This is a genomic window from Pseudoalteromonas sp. A41-2, assembly GCF_015767615.1.
GTDB classification, from domain to species: domain Bacteria; phylum Pseudomonadota; class Gammaproteobacteria; order Enterobacterales; family Alteromonadaceae; genus Pseudoalteromonas; species Pseudoalteromonas lipolytica.
On record NZ_CP065231.1, the window covers coordinates 2,672,501 to 2,691,650 of the forward strand.

16 protein-coding genes (1 of these 16 only partly in view) are annotated in these 19,150 nt (G+C 42.2%); 5 read left to right on the top strand and 11 right to left on the bottom strand.

Going from position 1 to position 19,150, the window contains the following annotated elements:
* Positions 1–799, bottom strand: the 5' portion of a protein-coding gene (locus tag IT970_RS12075; RefSeq protein WP_075594062.1) for a tetratricopeptide repeat protein. It extends 59 nt beyond the left edge of the window; 799 of the gene's 858 nt are visible here — the first part of the coding sequence; its start codon is at positions 797–799; its stop codon lies off the left edge, out of view.
* An 83-nt stretch (positions 800–882) separates the two neighbouring features.
* Between IT970_RS12075 and IT970_RS12080 the strand changes: the two genes are divergently transcribed.
* On the top strand, positions 883–2,193 hold the full coding sequence (locus IT970_RS12080; RefSeq protein WP_074988898.1) for a M20 metallopeptidase family protein: 1,311 nt from the start codon (positions 883–885) through the stop codon (positions 2,191–2,193).
* A gap of 11 nt (positions 2,194–2,204) precedes the next feature.
* Here the strand turns inward: IT970_RS12080 and IT970_RS12085 are convergent, their stop codons facing one another.
* The 4 genes from IT970_RS12085 to pomA form a co-directional block, all read right to left on the bottom strand.
* Complete coding sequence (locus tag IT970_RS12085) at positions 2,205–4,115, bottom strand: DNA topoisomerase III (protein WP_065979737.1); 1,911 nt, start codon at positions 4,113–4,115, stop codon at positions 2,205–2,207.
* A 66-nt stretch (positions 4,116–4,181) separates the two neighbouring features.
* Positions 4,182–4,658: a hypothetical protein gene (locus IT970_RS12090; protein WP_036966353.1), complete on the bottom strand. Its 477-nt coding sequence runs from the start codon at positions 4,656–4,658 to the stop codon at positions 4,182–4,184.
* 129 nt (positions 4,659–4,787) lie between these two features.
* On the bottom strand, positions 4,788–5,711 hold the full coding sequence (locus IT970_RS12095; protein ID WP_036966350.1) for a flagellar motor protein MotB: 924 nt from the start codon (positions 5,709–5,711) through the stop codon (positions 4,788–4,790).
* Between the two features lie 2 nt (positions 5,712–5,713).
* Positions 5,714–6,481, bottom strand: a complete 768-nt coding sequence (gene pomA / locus IT970_RS12100; protein ID WP_036966347.1) for a flagellar motor protein PomA — start codon at positions 6,479–6,481, stop codon at positions 5,714–5,716.
* Positions 6,482–6,752: 271 nt separating this feature from the next.
* Here pomA and IT970_RS12105 point away from each other — a divergent pair, with 271 nt between their 5' ends.
* The 4 genes from IT970_RS12105 to IT970_RS12120 all read left to right on the top strand — a co-directional run bounded on the left by IT970_RS12105 (position 6,753) and on the right by IT970_RS12120 (position 12,252).
* Positions 6,753–6,995, top strand: a complete 243-nt coding sequence (locus IT970_RS12105) for an exodeoxyribonuclease VII small subunit (RefSeq protein ID WP_036966344.1) — start codon at positions 6,753–6,755, stop codon at positions 6,993–6,995.
* 4 nt (positions 6,996–6,999) lie between these two features.
* On the top strand, positions 7,000–7,887 hold the full coding sequence (gene ispA, locus IT970_RS12110) for a (2E,6E)-farnesyl diphosphate synthase (protein ID WP_036966342.1): 888 nt from the start codon (positions 7,000–7,002) through the stop codon (positions 7,885–7,887).
* A gap of 88 nt (positions 7,888–7,975) precedes the next feature.
* Positions 7,976–9,838 (top strand): 1-deoxy-D-xylulose-5-phosphate synthase, encoded by a 1,863-nt coding sequence (dxs, locus tag IT970_RS12115; protein WP_180311054.1) that lies wholly within the window; start codon positions 7,976–7,978, stop codon positions 9,836–9,838.
* A 233-nt stretch (positions 9,839–10,071) separates the two neighbouring features.
* Complete coding sequence (locus IT970_RS12120) at positions 10,072–12,252, top strand: hypothetical protein (RefSeq protein WP_196857370.1); 2,181 nt, start codon at positions 10,072–10,074, stop codon at positions 12,250–12,252.
* A gap of 76 nt (positions 12,253–12,328) precedes the next feature.
* Here the strand turns inward: IT970_RS12120 and IT970_RS12125 are convergent, their stop codons facing one another.
* The 6 genes from IT970_RS12125 to ribH all read right to left on the bottom strand — a co-directional run bounded on the left by IT970_RS12125 (position 12,329) and on the right by ribH (position 19,026).
* Positions 12,329–13,441 carry a hypothetical protein gene (locus IT970_RS12125; RefSeq protein WP_036966338.1) on the bottom strand — a complete coding sequence of 371 codons (1,113 nt, stop codon included), beginning with the start codon at positions 13,439–13,441 and terminating at the stop codon, positions 12,329–12,331.
* Positions 13,442–13,514: 73 nt separating this feature from the next.
* Positions 13,515–16,601 (bottom strand): ligand-binding sensor domain-containing diguanylate cyclase, encoded by a 3,087-nt coding sequence (locus IT970_RS12130; RefSeq protein ID WP_065979734.1) that lies wholly within the window; start codon positions 16,599–16,601, stop codon positions 13,515–13,517.
* Positions 16,602–16,634: 33 nt separating this feature from the next.
* Positions 16,635–17,120 (bottom strand): phosphatidylglycerophosphatase A family protein, encoded by a 486-nt coding sequence (locus tag IT970_RS12135; RefSeq protein WP_036966334.1) that lies wholly within the window; start codon positions 17,118–17,120, stop codon positions 16,635–16,637.
* On the bottom strand, positions 17,117–18,091 hold the full coding sequence (gene thiL / locus IT970_RS12140) for a thiamine-phosphate kinase (RefSeq protein ID WP_036966332.1): 975 nt from the start codon (positions 18,089–18,091) through the stop codon (positions 17,117–17,119). The genes IT970_RS12135 and thiL overlap by 4 nt, the downstream gene beginning before the upstream one ends.
* Before the next feature lie 44 nt (positions 18,092–18,135).
* Positions 18,136–18,546, bottom strand: a complete 411-nt coding sequence (gene nusB, locus IT970_RS12145) for a transcription antitermination factor NusB (protein WP_065979733.1) — start codon at positions 18,544–18,546, stop codon at positions 18,136–18,138.
* 15 nt (positions 18,547–18,561) lie between these two features.
* Entirely contained in the window at positions 18,562–19,026 is a 465-nt protein-coding gene (gene ribH, locus IT970_RS12150; RefSeq protein ID WP_036966328.1) for a 6,7-dimethyl-8-ribityllumazine synthase, read from the bottom strand.
* Between the last annotated feature and the right edge of the window lie 124 nt (positions 19,027–19,150).

Below are 19,150 nucleotides of genomic sequence, written 5' to 3' on the forward strand. Positions count from 1 at the left end.
GTAATGAAGCAATAATTTCTAGGTATGTTGGTTTTGCATCTGCAAAGTTTAGATCTTTCTTAAGTACATTAAACAATAACTCTAATGCTTCTTCTTTGCGCCCTGCTCCATTAAATGCATTACTTAATTCCAGCTTTATTTCTAAATCGTTCGGGTACTTTTCTACTTTTACTTGTAACGCTTTTATCTCTGGTGAGTCTGTTGCTGCCAATGCCTGCTCACATTTAGCTTTAATGTTTGTAAAATAAGCATCGCGCTCGCTTTCATCAACTGAATCTAATAAAGCTTGCGCATCATCTAATTTATGAATTTGAATACAAATATCCGCGAGCACTAATTTTACGCGCGTATGACTTGGGTCTAGCTCATACGCTTTCTTGGCATAATTAAAAGCATTGTTTAGATCTTGATTAATTAAGGCTTGTTTAGCTTGTTCAAGTAATAACTCATGTTGTGCAGGTAAATGCTTTGCAAGTGCATCACGAATTTGCTGCTCAGACTGTGCGCCTGGCAACATATCAACAGGAGCAGCATCTTTTAGCAATACTAATGTAGGCAAAGCTTGCAAGCCAATTTGTTGTGCCAATTGCGACGCCAGCGCTTGCTCCACATCACAGTCTAGTGTTGCTACTAATAAATGCTCACCATATTCGCTGGCTATTTTCTCTAAAATTGCAGCTTGCTGATGACATTCTGGGTTTTGTGCAGAATAAAAACTAAGTAGCACTAGTTTTTCTGAAGATGTTTCACCCAATGCTTGCTGCAGATTCTGCGGTGTAAGATTTATCATATTGTTCATGTGATCGATTGCACTATATATTCATTTAGGTTTTTATATGGTGACGAACATAACAATTACAAGCCCACTCAGTCGAGGTCATTATGAAATTATCGCGCATATGTGCTGCATTAGTACTCCTTAGTCCACTTGCTCACGCCGCATCATTGGATTTAAATCTAACGCAATCAATGCCAAATATCGAAAAGCTTTATTTAGATTTACATCAAACACCCGAATTGTCTTATCACGAAAAGCAAACAGGTCAAAAACTAGCAAAAGAACTTAAAAAGCTTGGTTTTACTGTGACTGATAATGTGGGTGGTTACGGGGTTGTAGGCCTTTATAAAAATGGTGAAGGCCCAACTATCATGATCCGCACAGATACTGACGGATTACCTATTGTTGAACAAACGGGAAAGCCTTACGCTTCTAAAGTCACTGTGAAAAATGACAGCGGTGCGACTGTTGGTGTGATGCATGGTTGTGGCCATGATATCCATATGAGCTCTTTTATTGGGACCGCAGAGCAATTAATATCTCACAAAGATCAATGGCAAGGCACGCTAATGATGGTAGCACAGCCCGCTGAAGAAGTTGGTGGCGGTGCAAAAGCCATGCTAAAAGAAGGACTTTTCTCTCAATATCCGACCCCAGATCATGTCATTGCGCTGCATGTTAGTGCGAGCGTCCCTGCGGGGAAAGTGAGCATGAAAAATGAATATACCATGGCCAGTGTTGACTCTGTAGATATCACTGTAAAAGGCAAAGGGGGCCATGGTGCTTACCCACATACAACAATTGACCCCGTTGTTATCGCTTCGCGCATTGTTTTAGCATTACAAACAATAACGAGTCGCGAGCTTTCTCCATTAGAACCCTCGGTCATTACTGTTGGCTCTATTCATGGTGGTTCTAAACATAATGTCATTTCTGATGAAGTAAAACTGCAATTAACACTTCGCAGCTATAATCCCGAAGTACGTTTGCAGCAAATTGCGGCGATTAAACGAATTAGTAAAGGTATTGCACTGAGTGCTGGTTTGGATGAAAGCTTAATCCCAGAGGTATACGTTCATGAAGATGAGTCTATTCCATCAACTTATAATAACCCCGCACAAACAAATGTTGTACGTAATGCGATTTCCAGTGCACTTGGTGAAGAAAATGTACTTGATGCAGATGCAGTAATGGCAGGTGAAGATTTTGGTTTGTATGGCCGTACAGAGCACCATGTCCCTATCACGCTATTTTGGTTAGGGGGTGTCGAACCTAACCAGTACAATGATGCAATAAAATCGGGTAGCACTTTACCTTCACTGCACTCCAGTAAATTTGCGCCAGATTATAAAAAAGCCCTACCCACAGGAATAACTGCGATGAGCAACGCCGCTGTCGCATTATTCAATCAATAACTATTTTAAGGCTAAGCTGGCTTAGCCTTAGATTTTGCTTTTCTTTTAAAACGCCGCTTAGGTGGCGTTTTTGGTAGTTGCGCAAATACCTGGCTATCGCAGTGTTTGGCTTGTTCTACAAGTTGTTGCAATTCATCAAGTAGCGGTGTTAAAAATTGCTGATAACTCATTTGCTGTTCAGCAATGTTACTCAAAGAAGCTTCCCACTTCGCTGTTAAATCAGGACTCGCTAACGCAAGAGGTAAGGCACTTATAAGCGCTTGCCCTGTTTCTGTAGCAATAATACTTTTACCTTGGCGTTTTAGAAAACGTCGTTTAAAGAGTAACTCAATAATGCCCGCTCGCGTGGCCTCTGTTCCAAGTCCATCAGTTTCTTTCAGTATTTTTTTGATTTCTGAATCTTTTACATAACGACTAATGCCCGTCATAGCACTTAATAGAGTGGCGTCTGTGAAATGCGCGGGCGGTGACGTCATTTTGTCAACGAGCTGAGCTTCGTAACAATGCAGTTGCTGGCCTTTTTCTAATGGAGGAAGTGTTTGTTCGTCCTTTAATTCTGTTTTACCCATTAATGCTTTAAAGCCCAGACTAACATCTTGCTTAGCTGTTGTTTTAAAAAGCCCGCCCGCAATCATCACACTCACTTTGGTTTCATTAAAAATATAATCTGGATAAAACTGAGCTAAATATTGGCGACAAATAAGTCTATAAACCTTTTGCTCATCGGCATTTAAGGCTGCAGTACGTAATTGTTTAACTGTTGGCACTATCGCATGATGCGCAGCGACCTTGCTATCATTAAAACATTTACTTCGCTTACTGCTATCGGCTTTATTGCATGCTTCATTAGGTTGTCCATCATTATGCGCAATTGCAGCAATAATGCCCGCAGCCTCACGGTGATGATCTTTTGGTAAGTAACGATTATCTGAACGAGGATAAGTAATTAATTTATGGCGCTCGTATAAATTTTGGCAGATATCGAGCACACTTTGTGCTGGCATCGAAAACGCTTTTGCTGCATCTATTTGTAAAGCGGATAAGTTATAGGGCAAAGGTGCTTGTTGTTTTTTTTGCTTTTGCTCAAGTTCTGATACCGTTGCAGGCTGGTCAGTTATTCGCGATACAACATTTTCTGCAAGTCCTCGGTGCAACACGCGACCTTCGTCATCTTGATACGGCTCACACGCTTTACTCGGTTGCCACTTAGCTGTAAATGTTTGCTGGTTTTGGGTTTTTAGATGGGCCAATACTTCATAAAAAGGCTTGGCTGTAAAATTAGCAATTTCATTATCACGGTTGACGACTAAACCTAAAATAGGCGTTTGCACACGGCCAACAGATAACACATTACCAAATCCAGCTTTTTGACCGGCTAATGTATAAGCACGAGTCAAATTCATGCCAAATAACCAATCAGCGCGTGAACGAGCCAAAGCAGAGACACTTAAAGGAATAAACTCGCGATTAGACCGCAAATTATTGAGTGCTTTTTTTACTGCATTTAAGTTTAAATCGCTGATTAGTAAACGTTGTATTTGCTGTTTTTTTGCTTGGCTAAGTTTAACTTGATCGATCACTTGATCGACAAGTAATTGCCCTTCGCGGTCAGGATCGCCTGCGTGTACAATCTGAGTAGCCTGTTTGATTAACTTTTTTAAAACGGTAAGTTGTTTGCGCGTTTTTGGTTTTGGCTTTAGTTGCCATTGCTCTGGCACGATAGGTAAATGTTCAAAACGCCATTTTTTAAAGCGTTCATCGTACTCATCAGGTTCAGCTTGCTCAAGTAAATGACCTATACACCATGAAACACAATCACCATTGGCAAGTTCAATAAAACCATCCTGCTTTTTTTGAGGTTTTGGCAGCGCATCTGCTATAGCGCGTGCTAAAGAAGGTTTTTCGGCAATGTAAAGTTTCATAAAGCAACACTAGATACTGTTTATATGAACAGTAGTCTAGCATAGGGTTTTTAACTTAGGAATAAGTTAAGCGTGCTTTGCTCGCCGTGTTAGTAAGTAAATCAGTGGTAAATAACACACAATAACAGTAGCAATATTAATGAGAGGCAGCAGCGTCTTATACATATATGTGCTGTACGATAAGTCCCAAAGGTGACGATCGACTAAACGAAAGAGTTGTAAAATAGGGGCCATAATAACAACAAGTTGACCCAACACACTCTGCCACAAATAAACTTTATCTTTGATCCCTAAATACGCAATTACAGCCATCCAAGCAATATCATTGAAAGCCCACACTACATAGCGCCAGACATAAATATCATCAAAACCACGTAAATGGTCATGAATCAACGTGCCGTATAAAAAGAAGCAGGCTGTGATTAGTGCAAACCGAAAGGCAAACCAGTCTTTTTGTAGATAGAAAACGAAAATAGCTGGGCTCAACATGAATACCCAGCTATTATTTAATATTGATATGATGGAGCCAAACCAATCAGGCAAAATTACCTACCTTAATCAGTTTTATCATCATCATCACCACTACCATTACCTGGCATGTAGCAGTACTTATCTATTTTTTTCATTTGTATACTCCATTACATCTGTTAACGAAGTTTTACTGTAATAGATTTATGGTCTCACATCAATAGGGTCTGACTCGTGCGCTTTACCCTGCATTATAGAGATCTCGACACGTCGATTACGTCGGCGATCTTCATCGGTCACATTGGGAACAAGCGGCCGTGTTTCAGCATGCCCGACAACCACCATGCGCGACTTATCGAAACCTGAGGCTTTTTCCATTTCACTGGCAACCGCCACCGCTCTTTTCGAAGATAAATCCCAGTTATTGGTGTATAGCTCATTAGAAACCTGAAAATCATCAGTATGGCCAGACACCGTAATTTCACCAGGTACGTCTTTAAGTAAGGTCGCTATATCACGAATGATAGGTTTAAATTTAGGCTGTAAAAATGCGCTGCCCGATGGGAACGAGCCATTTTCACGAATACGGATAATAATTTGCTGACCAAGCGACTCAAGCTCAATCGCCCCATCCATAATCTGTTGCTCTAATTGCTGAGCAATTTTTTTCACAAGCTCATTAGTTTGCTCTTGATCAGCCGCTGAAATTGACTGCTCCATCGCTTGCTCTTGCGCAGTACTTTGCGATTCACCACCGCGCTTGTTACCTCGTTGCTCTTGGCGACCACCAGCAGAGCTTTCATCACCCGCTTGAAACTCTAACATTTGCTGAGTCATTTCAACGGTTTGTTGTTGAATCGTTTCAATCGGCGTGGGCTCAGGTTTACCTGGCGTGAACTCCATTGCAATCACCGAGGTTCCTTTGGGAATATCTTTTACTTCAATCTTATTTTGCACACCAAAAGCAAACTTCATCGAGCCTGCTATTTGCTTAAACTTAAGTACATCCATTTCAGAGAAAGCAAGTAAGAGTACAAAGAAGCACATTAATAACGACATTAAGTCAGCAAACGTGCCCATCCAAGCTGGCAGGCCAGGGGGCGGACATTTGCACTCTTGATCAGACATGCCTACTCCTCAGTATCTACTTTACGTTTAGATTCGGCTAAATAGTTTTTCAAAATCCCTTCAATTACTTTCGGGTTTTGACCATCTTGTATGCCTAAAACCGCATCCAAAATGAGGCGCTGGTTTAGTGCTTCTTCGTCTTTACGAAGCTCAAGCTTTACCTGGATTGGAATAGCAATAACATTCGCTAAAAATGCACCGTATAAGGTGGTAAGTAAGGCCACCGCCATAGCAGGACCAATCGCTTTAGGGTCATCCATGTTTGATAACATCGCAACCAACCCTATCAGCGTACCAATCATACCCATTGCCGGGGCGATATCAGCAAGCGATTTAAATAAAGTGGCACCATGTTCATGACGTGCAGATGTCAAAGAAATATCTTTTTGTAGCGTAGCCCTCACAACATCGGCATCATGACCATCAACCAGCATATCAACCCCTTTTCGCATGAACGCATTGGGGATATCAGCCTCTTCCAGCGCGAGAAAGCCACCTTTACGTGCAGAGTCAGCTAGTTCAACTGCTTTTTCAATTAACTCTTCTGGAGATTCAATTTTGAACATGAAGGCTTTAGCTGCAACCTTCCCTATCCCCAAAAACTGTCCCATGGTGAAGTTTGATAACACAATAAAAATCGAGCCACCGAATACAATGACCACCGAAGGTGTGTTGTAAAACATTGCAACTTGGCCGTCACTACTTAACACCATCGACATAGCAATTAAGCCTATGGCACCAAGAATACCTATTATGGTTGCTAAATCCACATACCCCTCCAGAGGAAAATAACACGACACCCTCAGGCATCAAATTTTTATTATTAACTGCTTATCGGCAAGCAATTGAATTACTTAAATCATTAAATGAATTAATTTTATTTTAATGTAAGATTTTTAAGCTACAAGTTTAAGCTGTATCTAAAAGCGTAAAAATAGCATATCGAAATCGCTTTATGTGTAAAAAAACACATCATTCTTTGACCTAGTTTAGCATTCCCCCTAAAATTGGCCTCACTTTCTAATAGCTATCGAGGCCACAATGGCGGCAAAGAAACCAGAAAACTTAAGCTTTGAAGAAGCGCTGGATGAATTATCTCAAATAGTTGTGCAAATGGAGCAAGGTGAACTGTCTTTGGAACAGTCACTTAAACAGTTTGAACGTGGTATTGCACTGGCAAATGCCTCATCAGGTAAATTACAGCAAGCAGAACAAAAAGTGGCCATTTTAATGGGCAACGATAGCCAAGCTCCTCTGAGCAACTTTGATTCAAACCTGGACTAATTCAGTGCAATTAAAAGAACAACTACAACGTGCTCAACACGATGTTGAAGCCATGTTAAATCGCTATTTTGATCAGCCACTTAATACCGAACAAACAATTAAAGACGCAACCCATTATGGTGTTTTAAATGGGGGGAAGCGTTTACGGCCGTACCTTGTTTACGCAACCGGTCGTATGATGGGAGCAAACAAAGCCGATTTAGATGTACTTGCAGCAGCCATTGAGTGTATCCATAGTTACTCACTTGTACACGATGATTTGCCAGCAATGGACGATGATGATTTACGCCGAGGCCGACCAACTTGCCACATTGTTTATGGCGAAGCACAGGCAATTTTAGCCGGCGATGCACTGCAAACGCTTGCATTTGATTTAATTGCTAATCATCAATTTACGGTGCCAGCGACACAACAGGTTAAAATGATAGCCTCATTAAGCAAAGCCTCAGGTATTGAAGGTATGGTTGGGGGACAAGCACTGGATATTGTCTCTACCGATCAAGTGATCAGTGTTGAGCAATTGGAACGTATCCACCAACTGAAAACCGGGGCGCTTTTAAATTGTGCAATTACACTGGGAGCTTTGTGCGCGACTCACTGTGATCAGCATACATTGCAGCAACTAAATCTATTTGGTCAAGCGATAGGTCTGGCTTTTCAGGTACAAGACGATATCCTAGACGTTGAAGCTGATACTGAAACATTAGGAAAGCCTCAAGGGTCAGATATTGCGGCTAATAAAGCAACCTACCCTGCTTTATTAGGCATGGCAGGTGCTAAACAAAAAGCGCAAGATTTACTTGCCCAAGCTCATCAGGCTCTTGAGGCAATAGATTACGACACAAATGAGTTGGCAAGCCTTGCCAGCTATATAGTTGAACGTAAATATTAGTGCCTACAAAAGAAAGACAAAATAACTAAAAAATCAGAGCCGCTATGGGCTATAATGCACTCTGGTTAGCGAAGGATGTATAAAAAACATGACACTTGATAGTAGCAAGTATCCATTATTAAGTTTGGTTGACGAACCAGCACAACTGCGTGATTTAGCGCAAGACAAATTACCTGCGTTTAGTAAAGAGTTACGTGAATACCTTTTGAACTCAGTTTCGCAAAGTAGTGGTCATTTAGCATCAGGATTAGGCACTGTTGAGTTAACTGTTGCGCTGCATTATGTCTATAACACCCCTGAAGATCGTTTAGTATGGGATGTGGGTCACCAAGCATACCCACACAAAATCTTAACGGGTCGTCGTGACCAAATGCATACGATTCGTCAAAAGGATGGCTTACACCCTTTCCCATTCCGTGAAGAAAGTAAATACGATACATTCAGTGTAGGTCACTCTAGCACCTCTATTTCTGCAGCCCTAGGCATGGCAATTGCGGCAGAAAAAGAAGGTAAAGATCGAAAAACAGTTGCCGTAATTGGTGATGGTGCCATTACTGCGGGTATGGCATTTGAAGCGATGAACCACATGGGTGATGTAAACCCAAATGTGCTGATTATCTTAAATGATAACGAAATGTCGATTTCAGAAAACGTGGGCGCATTAAACAACCACTTCGCTCGCATTTTATCAGGTAGTTTCTATACCAATATCCGAGAAGGCAGTAAAAAGCTACTTTCGGGTTTACCCCCCGTAAAAGAACTTGCCAGCCGAATGGAAGAGCACTTGAAAGGCATGGTCATACCAGGCACTTTCTTTGAAGAGTTAGGTTTAAACTATATCGGCCCAATAGATGGCCACGACGTGAATATGTTGGTCGATACCCTGCGTAATATGCGTAACCTTAAAGGGCCGCAATTACTGCATATAAAAACGCAAAAAGGCAAAGGTTATAAACCTGCTGAAGCGGATCCTATTGGCTACCATGGGGTACCGAAATTTGACCCTAGCATGTCAAAATTGCCTAAATCAAAACCGGGCGCAGCCACATTCTCGAATGTGTTTGGTGATTGGCTTTGTGACATGGCAAAACAAGACGACAAACTCATGGCAATTACCCCTGCAATGCGAGAAGGCTCGGGCATGGTACGCTTTTCAAAAGAGTTTCCTAAACAGTACTTCGATGTTGCCATTGCAGAACAACACGCCGTGACACTCGCTGCAGGTTTTGCGTGCGAAGGCTTAAAGCCTGTCGTTGCTATTTACTCTAGTTTCTTACAACGTGCCTATGACCAACTAATTCATGATGTTGCACTGCAAAACCTCCCTGTTTTATTTGCCATTGACCGTGCAGGTATTGTTGGCGCCGACGGTGAAACACACCAAGGTGCTTACGATTTAAGCTTTATGCGCTGTATACCAAACATGATCATCATGGCACCGAGTGACACCAATGAATGCCGCCAAATGCTTTATACTGGCTATCAATGTAATCAACCGGTTGCGGTACGTTATCCGCGCGGTAGCGCTGGCCATTGTGAAGTGCAAGCACAGATGCATGCAATTGAACTTGGTAAAGCCCGTACAATAAAACAAGGAAACAAGGTGGCCATATTATCATTTGGAACCTTGTTAGATAATGCACAGCTTGCCGCAGAAGCATTAAATGCAACTCTGCTTGATATGCGCTTTATTAAGCCACTCGATACACAGGCAATTAGCGACTTACTAAGCGAGCACGATGTGATTGTCACTCTCGAGGACAACGCGATTGCTGGCGGTGCAGGTTCTGCAGTTAATGAATACCTTGCTACCATTAAAGCCAATGCATCTATCTTGAATTTGGGTATCCCTGATGAGTTTATAAAGCACGGTACGCAGGAAGAAATGCATGCCGAAATGGGCCTAGATGCAAACGGTATTTTAGCTAGTATTAAAGCCTTTATTGCTTAACTTACACAATCAGTTCAAATAAAAAGGAGCATAATGCTCCTTTTTTAATTTTAAAATCAATAATATAAAAACAAATACTAAAAAAGTTATTTTTTCCTGCATCCAATCTTCCCCCTTCCCCGTTTACTCAATGAGGTTAACTCGTGAGCAAGGGTTATGCTTTTGAAAGCGGTTCTGAGCACTACACGTTGTCTGTTCACTTTTTGATGGATTATTAAATAAGGTATGAACAAATGAAAGCGTTTAAAAATGATGAAACAGCACTACATACTCACACAGATTCAACACTAACAAAATTTACACTTTGTGCATTAACACTAGCCGTGTTGCTCGGCGTAAGTGGATGTAGTGGTGACGACGGTAAAGACGGTGCGATGGGTGCTCAGGGTGTTGCAGGTCAAGATGGTGCTGACGGAGCCAATGGCGTTGACGGTCAAGATGGTACAAATGGCACTGATGGTTCAGACGGTATGGATGGTAACGATGGTGCACCCGGTTTTGCAGCTGCCACCTTTATTCTCGCTAATAATGGCCAAGAAAATGCGGGGACAGTCAATGTTATCAATCAAAATGCCGCTAAGCTTTCAAGTTTTAACACTGGGGCAAATGAAGGTGTCGTATTCGACAGTTTAGGTAACCTTGTACAAGCAGCCGATTCGGGCAATGGGGCAATCAGCACAGTGTGTCAGATTCTCAGCCGAGGTGATGGCGGGATGTATAACAGTGACGTTGATAGAATGATATCAGGTACAAACAGCACCTTAGTCAACCCCAAAGGCATCACTATTTCGAACAAGCACGGGCTAATTTTTGCTGCTGACTTTAATGGTATGCAAGTAACGGTGTTCGGTAAAGAAGCCGCAGGAGATGTTGCACCACTGGCCAGCACAGTGACAGACGCAAAACCGTGGGATTTAACCTACGATGAAATTAACGACCGATTATACGTTGCACTCACTAATGGTGATGTGGCCGTATATGATAACTATGTGATGGGCGGCTTTGCAGCTACACCCGCGCGGACAATTACCCCTAGCGATGAAACCGGCGCCAAAATATCAGTGAACCTTCATGGCATCTCGCTTGAATCACATACTAATAAATTAGTGCTCTCTGATGTAGGAAGTGCATCTGATGCAACCGACGGTGCGCTCTTTGTTATTTCAAATGCATCACAGGCTGATGGCATGGTCACAGTTGACCGCCATATCGCAGGCCCAATGTCTATGCTTGGCAATCCGGTTGATATTAGTCTGACAGGCAGTGATTTACGTGTTGCCGAAAAATCAAATGATGCCGTACTCGTGTTTAGCAATATTTTCGCTGGTGACAGCGGTGATATTGCTCCTAACTTAGTGACAGCAACCACAAAGCCTGAATCAATCACACCTACAGTCATGCACAATGGTATGCAAGATAGCTCTGACAGCGTCATGATTAACATGCCATTATTGGGCGTTGCTGTCAGTAGCAACCCAGCTGTACTAGGCGCTACAACCGGTCAAATTAGCCGCATTAATGCCCCCTTGACTGCAGAGCTTGCCAGCTATAATGCAAGTCAAACCATTGAAAGTGTCGCCTTCGACAAATCAGGGACAAGCTATGCCACGTACGATAATGCAACGACATCAATAGGCGGTCTCGTTATCTCGAACAAAGTAGCAACCCATCGTGATGGCGACACATTTACAACCAGCCAAGACAGGCTAATCACTGGAACAAATACAGGTATCATTTCACCTAAAGGTATCGATGTGGCCTCTGATAATGGCATGGTATTTGTGGCTGAATTTAATGCCACAACCCCTGGTATTTTAATCTTTTCGAGCTGTGCAACGGGCAATGTTAGCCCACTCATGACTTTAACAGCCAATGGCGGTGCTCGCCCATGGGATGTTGATTATGACCCTGCAACAGACAAAGCATTTGTTGCCCTGACTAATGGCACAGTTGCAGTATTTGACGAAGTGAAAAGCAAATTAATGGCAGGCATGACAACCATCACTGGAGAAGACCGTTTGATCACACCAGCATCCGGCGGTACGGCGTTTGCAGCGCCAACTAACCTTCATGGTATTGATTATGATCCTCTAAGTGATTCATTGATAGTGTCAGATGTAGGCAGTGCAGCCGATGCTACCGACGGTAAAATTTACGTGTTAAATAACGCATCAAAAGCAAGCGGCTTAACCAATGTAAGCGTCAACATTGCAGGGCCAGCTAGTCAGCTTGGTAACCCCGTTGATATTATGTATACAGGCAACCATTTATATGTCGCTGAAAAGTCGAATGGTTTGGTAATGCGCTTCGATAATATTTTAAATAGCCCAAGTGGTGATATTGCCGCGACTGTGAGTTACTCATTCACGGCACCAGAGTCAGTGGCTATTTTACCGGCTTGGCTTAACCATTAAAACTAAAAAGGGGGCTTAGGTAACAAGCGCCCTGGTTAGCCTCACAATGCCTTCTCTAGTAATAGACAAGGCATTTTTAATTACACATTGACCTAGGAACACGGAATACTATAGTGTCACCAGTTCCATATTGCTGAAAAAAGATTGTGCATGTTCTACCGCTTCCAGCACCGTTAATTACAGTATTTGTAGCCCCATCTGAACCATTAAAACCTAAAACATCTCCATTTGAATTAGTGAACATGCCTGTTTCATTCAATTCTGCTAACTTATCTAGAGTACATTCATTGTCAATTACTGAAGGTCCTGCATCATGCCCTTTTAGAGCTGAAAGAGTCATGCCTGCAACTCTCGATGCTTCATCAATAATAGTGTAACGGGCACGTGGCGCGCCATTAGAATCATGAAGGTAGATTTCATAATCAAAAACTAAACCATCTTTGAACGAACTTTCTTTTTCGCTTTGTTCAAACTCCCAAATTAGGGTAGGCTTTTTCGTTTCATCAGTGTATTGTACGGTGAAATTTACACCCATTAGGTTAACTCCAACACTAGTGGAGCTGACTCGCCCTGAATTGTTAATACGATCTAAGACGTCTGCGCTTGGAGAACTTTCTAAGTTAAACATTAGAGATAAATTCATCAACTCTTTGAGCTGATTTATTTTATTCGGCTCGACTATGATGGATAAAGCTGAATTATCTGGGCAAGATGCCGATGAAGATGTACGCGTAGCCTTTGCATTAAAAGTCATTAAATACTGAGAGTTAATTGCTTTATAATTTTGAATATTGCTTACTGCATAATTAAGCGCAGCATTGTAATCAACAACAGCTTGGTAGCCTTCAATTTGATTCTGGCTCAGTGTCATGTCTAATGCTAGGGTAGGAAAAATTGGAGCAACGTTACTGTGCCCTAATAAAAAACTATAAACAGCTTTCGTGTCAGGGTTAACTAAAACCACATTTTTCTGAACAGAGCTACAAATCATATTAGCATCGTTCATTGGACGGTTAGGGTCTTCTGGGTAACACTTCTTAGGGTTTACGTACTCATTTTTTGCTATTGTTCTAGCAATGTCTTTACTTGTACATTGCTTGCAAAAAAAAGCCTCAGATTGAATATCTGCTACACCACTAAACGAATAAAGACACAAAAGGGAAATTAAAATTACTTTCATTGTTTTCATATTTCATTCCTTTTAAATACAACTCCAACAAAATGTTATCACCACTATATATTAGTAAATCAAAAAATCATATCTAGCGCATCCAAATTTTGATGTCTGCTAGGCCATTCTCTTGTAAAACACTGAGTTGCTGATCAACATTATTGGTTTGTTCAAACTCAAATGCATCTAGCTGCTCATCAAAGGTAATATTAGCCACACCATCACCCCCGCGCTTTTTAACTTGATGCAGTGCAATATCAGCTAAATTGACAGACGTTTCCCAGCCAATTACTTGGCCGCCTAATAAAGGCAATGGATAAAACGACCAACCGATTGATGCGGTGATTGTTGTCGACTCACCATTTGGTAACCTAAATGAGTTACTCGCCACTGCTTCACATAATTCTGCAACATAATCATCTATCGCGGTGCGTTTAAAATCGCGCAGTAAGAGTAAAAACTCATCGCCGCTCCATCGAGCCACGTAGTCGGAACCTTGAGTACGGCTATTAAGCAACGTAGCCATTTGTTGTAAACAGCTGTCGCCTGCAAGCGGACCATACGCGTCATTAATACGGCTAAAATTATCAAAATTAATAATTAACAGTACCAACGATTTACCTTGTGCCTGCAATGACTGTGAATTTCGCTGAAAGTGTTCAATGTCTTTCGGTAATTGATCAAATAAGAAGCGACGACTACGAAGCCCCGTTAGCTCATCAGAGTGGCTGACTAACTTAAGCTGCGAGTTCACTTGGTTAAGTTTATCGTTAGCCTCACGAAGCTCTACGGTACGCTCAGTAACCAAACTTTCCAGCGCCAATTGCTTACGCTTCTCTTGCGCTCTAAACACCCAGAATACAAGATAAAACAATAGAATAAAGCTGCTGGTGATCAGCAACCTAAAGTAAATAGTCTCATCAAAGCGGCGCGGTACAATAAATGAATACTCTGTTCGGCGTGCTTTTTTCCAATCTTCACCCCGGCGTTTTGCTTCAAGCTGAAATAAAAAAGAACCTGGGGGTAAGTTAGTATAAATAGCTTCACGTCGCGTATTCGCGTATCGCCAATCATTGTCTAATCCGCTTAATCGATAACGAAATTCAATACTTGAAGGCGCATAATAATCAATCGCTGTGTACTTAATCGTTATGTCACGCTCATCTATTTGCAGCTCAGGTTTGTTACCTAATGTTGCGGTGCTCAAATGGCGCAATGGAGTAACAATATTTTCAATGCGTGGCTTTAATGCTTTCACTCCAAAAAGCTCTACACTTTTCGGAATCTCAACAACACCTTGCAAGCTTGGGTACCAAATTGAATTTCCTGTATCTGCAACCGCATCATGGCCAAGCCCCGCACAACATTGACTCGCTTTACCATCGAGTTGACGATCAAACGATGAGATAACCTGCTCCACTTTCAAGCTTTCAATATCAGTACCAAACTGTTCAACCGGCATACGGTATACGCCTTTCATGGTACTAACCCAAATACGCTTCAACTGCTTGTCATACACTAGACTAAAAATAGAGCCATAAGGTAAACCATCGGTGGCATCAAGCTGCCGCCACTGCCCTTTTGTACTGCGATAAAATAAGCCGTCATTTAATGAGCCTATTAAAATGCCAACCCCTTCAATGTTTAAAATACTGGTGACGTAGGCACTTTCTAAGCTTGTTTGGTCGCCTATTTTTTCAATACCACGGTCGGTAAAGTAGTAAGCTCCTTTACTGGTTCCGATAAGACCAAAGTTCTGTTCATCAAGTACATAAGTAATAAATTTACTACCAAGGAACGCGTTATAGGCAAATGGAGTAAGCCCCCCGTAACTTAAACGATACATACCGCGCCCAGTCCCTAACCAAAATCCTCCTTTATTGGAGCGACTAATAGCAAACACTGGGTTGTCTCGTAATGCACGGCCGGGCACCGTATATAAACTTTGGTTCTCGTAATAAAAAACGCCACGACCTGTTGCGATATAAAGGCGATCACCATCAAACTGCAAATCGTGCACGGCGGCACGACCAAATTGATTACTAGGGATTTTGTTAACAAAGTTTTTATTGTAATCGAAATAGCCAACACCACTTCGGTTAGCAACCCACAGCTTGCCGTCGGGGGCTTGGCTTATCGCCATTACCGCCTCGGTCATGTTAGAAATTGCTGAGTGGCGCTCAATACGCCCTTCATGTGCAAGCCATAAACCTTCACTAAAGCTTGCTAACCAAATATTATTTTGGTTATCGCGGAAGATATCTGCAAACCAAATACTTTGATCAAGTTGGCTCGGCTCTACCCATTGCCAGTCACCCGAGTTATCACGGAACAAGAGTCGCCCATAGGTTGAGATCCACAATGCCCCATCGGAGTCACTCATGAATTTATACACCGCCGAGTTACTCGCATTAGGCAAAGGAAATGGGCGTAGTTCATCGTCTAAATCAAGAAAGTAAGCACCCAGCTCAGAAGCAAGATACAAGTTACCTTCAAGCCAAGCCATATCATGGATAATCGTTTGCGCTAAACGCTCGGGAAGTGAGACTTTTGCGGTTAACTCTAAGCGCAGTTTCGCAAAATCAGATGAGGTATTGGTTAAGCGCAGTAAGTGACGTTCATTTACCAGCCAAATTCCTTCAGGAGAGAGCGCCATTTGACTGACAGAACCAACAATTTGCGTGATTGCGGTCGCGTTAGACACCGGAACACTTAACGCTGAGTTCTGTTGCAGTGCTACCTGGTTACGAGCGACATAATAAAGACCATTCGCAGCAATCCAAATACTGCCCTTTGAGTCTTCTAAAATGTCCCGCACGGGGCCTTTCACATTGAAAGTTTGCGACATCATGGTTTCGGGGTCGAGTGTGACTAACCCATTTTTGGTGCCAACCCACAGCAAACCATCACTATCAACTAATAGCTTGTTGATACCATTGCTTGGTAAAAAATCGCTATTTTGTGTATTAAAGTTAGTAAATGTATTACCGTCAAAACGACTAAGACCAAACTGGGTGCCTAGCCACATATAACCCTGTTCGTCTTGCGCAATGCTTTTTAATGATTGTGATGGCAAGCCATTTTGGATATTCCATTGTTTGACAACGTACTCAGTGATAGATGCAAACACCGACGTGCTGCAAAACATCAACAAACAAACCACTAGAAATCGCATCATACCTTTGCCACCAAGAAAACCTTAATTCATTGCTTAAAAAGGTAAAAGGCCACTTTTAAACAAAGCTTGAACACAAATCAATGAAAATACACCTGCTAGAATATCATCAGCCATGATGCCCAGACCACCATGTAAACGTCTATCAAGAATACGTATTGGGCCTGGTTTAGCGATATCAAAAAAACGGAACAATAAAAAACCAACTAACAGTGACTGCCAACTGAGAGCAGCACCAATCATGGTGATATAATAACCAGCTACTTCGTCCCATACAATGGCAGGATGATCATGTACCCCTAAGTCATCAGCTGTTTTACCGCATGCCCAAATACCAAACACACTAATCACCACAGCAAACACAATTTGCAACCACAGTGGAAAGTACATTGTAGTAAAAATTAGTGGCAACGCAGCAAAAGTACCAAATGTACCCGGCGCTTTAGGCGCTAAACCTAAACCGAAACCCAAACCAAAAAATTGATGTGGACGTTTTAAATTGAATAAACGGTTACTGCTCAAACCGGCTCCTTCGTAAAATGCTGAAATCCTTTACCTTGATAGTTAAATTTTTCACCATCAAGTAAAAGTTCAATTTCGCCTACGCCATTTTTGATTTGTCCAATACAACTGGCTTCAACGCCATACTGACGAAGCTTCATATCCACCATGCTTTTATTACTTTCTGGCACAGTGAAAAGTAGTTCGTAATCGTCACCATAATTTAAAATATAATCAAACTGCTCAGCACGCGGAATTGACGCATTCACGGCGTCAGACACCGGAACTTTATCAACATTTATAACCGCGCTTACTTGAGAAAGCGCTAAAATATGCCCTAAGTCAGCCAACAAGCCATCGGAGATATCGATTGCAGCAGATGCTGCACCACGCAATACTTGTCCTGCGGCAACACGAGGAGCGGGGTAATCAAAGCGGTTATTTAAATACGATAAATGCTCTGGTGCGATATTGAAACCTTGCTTGCGCGCTTCAATCGCCACACCTGCATCACCTAAGGGGCCTGTCACGTAAATCCAATCACCCACTTTTGCACCACTGCGACGCAGAGCTTTGCCTTGCGGTACGATACCTTTTGCACAAATAGTAATGGTGAGAGGCCCTTGCGTGGTGTCTCCCCCTATAATTTGCACATTAAAGTATTCGGCAATTTCATGCATCCCTTCAGTGAACTCTTCAAGCCATTCAACGTTTGCTTCTGGCAAAGTTAAACCAACCGAAATCCACGTAGGCTCTGCACCCATCGCCGCTAAATCACTTAAGTTGACGGCCAGTGCTCGATGTCCAAGTGCACGAGGAGAGATATCATCAAAAAAGTGAACTCCTGCAACTAGGGTATCAGTTGTCACGGCTAACTGACAGTTTTCAGGCACGGTGACCAACGCACAATCGTCACCTATTCCAAGGTTTACATCACGGCGGATAATACCGCGACCTTTAAAGTAACGATTGATTAATTCAAATTCCTTCATACACAAAAAAGCCGGCCCAAGCCGGCTCTCCTCTACGGGGTTACTTACTTACGCAGTTCTTTAACTGCTTTATCAAGTACACCGTTGACAAATTTATGACTGTCTTCAGCACCAAACATTTTCGCAAGCTCAATACCTTCATTGATTGCTACTTTATAGGGTACGTCTTCACGGAACTTAAGCTCATAGGCAGACAGACGTAAAATTGCTTTTTCGACCATATCTAACTCATCAGCAGGGCGTGCTAAATGTGGTGCAACAATCTGATCAAGTTGCTTACAGTTAACAACAACACCACGTGCTAGGTCTTTGAAATATTCGACGTCGATTTTAGTCACATCATTTTCAATTAACATTTGCTGTTCGATATCAGCAATTGGGTTGGCACTTAACTGCCAAGAATATACGGCCTGAAGTGCTAAGATGCGTGCTTTACGTCTTGCTGCTGGTTTCACAGAGATTCCTTAAACTTAAATTTTGTCTAACACATTAACCATTTCGAGCGCGCCTAAAGCAGCTTCGCCGCCTTTATTGCCCATTTTGGTGCCTGCGCGTTCGATTGCTTGTTCAATGCTTTCAGTGGTTAATACGCCAAATGCAACCGGGATATCGTACTCAAGTGATACTTGTGCAAGACCTTTGTTTGATTCGCCAGCGACTAAATCAAAGTGTGGTGTACCACCTCTGATCACGACACCGAGGGCGATGATTGCATCATGTTCTTTCTTTGCTGCAACGCGTTTCGCTGCTAAAGGTAATTCAACGGCACCTGGTACGTAAACAACAGTAATGTCGTCGTCAGATACACCACCTGTGCGCTTAAGCTCATCAACAGCACCTGCTAAAAGGCTGCTACCAATAAAGTCATTAAAGCGTGAAATGACAATGGCAAATTTTTTGCCCGGTGCGTATTTGTTACCTTCAATAATTTTCATTTAATAACCCTAAAAAATAAGTTTAAGCGGTTGCGATTGCGCAAAAATTACGGCGCATAATACCACAAAAATATAAAAGTCGCCTAGTTAACCTGAACTCTGGATAATAAATCTATCTCCAGCG

Excerpts from the sequence above, each read along its gene's own strand:
- dxs (WP_180311054.1), top strand. The coding sequence starts at position 7,976 with ATGACACTTGATAGTAGCAAGTATCCATTATTAAGTTTGGTTGACGAA.
- ribH (WP_036966328.1), bottom strand. The coding sequence starts at position 19,026 with ATGAAAATTATTGAAGGTAACAAATACGCACCGGGCAAAAAATTTGCC.
- IT970_RS12095 (WP_036966350.1), bottom strand. The coding sequence starts at position 5,711 with ATGTCTGATCAAGAGTGCAAATGTCCGCCCCCTGGCCTGCCAGCTTGG.
- IT970_RS12105 (WP_036966344.1), top strand. The coding sequence starts at position 6,753 with ATGGCGGCAAAGAAACCAGAAAACTTAAGCTTTGAAGAAGCGCTGGAT.
- thiL (WP_036966332.1), bottom strand. The coding sequence starts at position 18,091 with ATGAAGGAATTTGAATTAATCAATCGTTACTTTAAAGGTCGCGGTATT.
- IT970_RS12080 (WP_074988898.1), top strand. The coding sequence starts at position 883 with ATGAAATTATCGCGCATATGTGCTGCATTAGTACTCCTTAGTCCACTT.
- IT970_RS12085 (WP_065979737.1), bottom strand. The coding sequence starts at position 4,115 with ATGAAACTTTACATTGCCGAAAAACCTTCTTTAGCACGCGCTATAGCA.
- IT970_RS12120 (WP_196857370.1), top strand. The coding sequence starts at position 10,072 with ATGAAAGCGTTTAAAAATGATGAAACAGCACTACATACTCACACAGAT.
- IT970_RS12130 (WP_065979734.1), bottom strand. The coding sequence starts at position 16,601 with ATGATGCGATTTCTAGTGGTTTGTTTGTTGATGTTTTGCAGCACGTCG.
- IT970_RS12125 (WP_036966338.1), bottom strand. The coding sequence starts at position 13,441 with ATGAAAACAATGAAAGTAATTTTAATTTCCCTTTTGTGTCTTTATTCG.